The 977-nt window shown below is 67.0% G+C and carries 1 protein-coding gene; it reads left to right on the top strand.

What is annotated here, in order from left to right:
• Nucleotides 1–123: 123 nt before the first annotated feature.
• On the top strand, nucleotides 124–977 hold an 854-nt coding region (locus tag QMG73_RS46125; protein WP_281906513.1), incomplete at its 3' end, for an IS630 family transposase.

Genomic DNA, 977 nt, shown 5'->3' with positions numbered 1-977 from the left:
CTAGTGCGCTGACCAGAAACGTTCACCGGGTTTGCTGACACGCCGGGCGTGGTCGGTCGGTTCCGGTTAGATCGCCTGCACGCTCGATAGCGAGCACATCGCTATCGAGCGTGAGGTGGGTGGATGGCTGAGCCGGTACGAGCACGGCGGCTGACCGACGAGGAAGGCCGCCGGCTGCAACAGATCGTGCGGCGGGGCAAGCACGGCACGATCCGGGTCCGCCGCGCCATGATCATCATGGCGTCGGCGTCCGGGACACCGGTGCCGGCGATCGCACGCCTGGTCGCGGCGCATGAGGACACCGTCCGGGACGTGATCCACGCCTTCAACGAGATCGGCCTGCGTGCACTGGACCCTAACTGGGCGGGAGGCCGTCCCCGCCGAATCACCACCGACGACGAAAAGTTCATCGTCGCGACGGCCACCGGGCGGCCCAAGACGGTGGGCCGCCCGTTCACCCGCTGGAGCATCCGCAAACTCACCGACTACCTGACCACCAACCCCGACCGGCGGGTCGTCGTCGGCCGGGAACGGCTACGGCAGTTGCTGCGCGAAAACGGTATTACGTTCCAACGCACCCGGACCTGGAAGGAATCCACTGATCCGAACAAGGAAGCCAAGCTGGACCGGATCGAGCAGGTCACCAACGCCTTCCCGGACCGGTGTTTCGCCTTCGACCAGTTCGGACCGCTGTCGATCCGCCCGCACCACGGCAACTCCTGGTCGGCAAAGACACGCCCGGACCGGTTGCCGGCCACCTACACCCGCACCCACGGCATCCGCTACTTCCACGGCTGCTACAGCCTCGCAGACGACCAACTCTGGGGTGTCATGCGCCGCCGCAAAGGCGGCGACCACACCCTCGCGGCGTTCAAGACGATCCGCGCCGCCAGGCCGGACGGGGCACCGATCTACATCATCTGCGACAACCTGTCCGCGAACACCACCCCGGCCATCCGGGCCTGGTGCGCACGGAA

This window comes from Phytohabitans aurantiacus (assembly GCF_027923225.1).
GTDB classification, from domain to species: Bacteria; Actinomycetota; Actinomycetes; order Mycobacteriales; family Micromonosporaceae; genus Phytohabitans; species Phytohabitans aurantiacus.
This window is presented reverse-complemented; position numbering and strand designations above follow the sequence as displayed.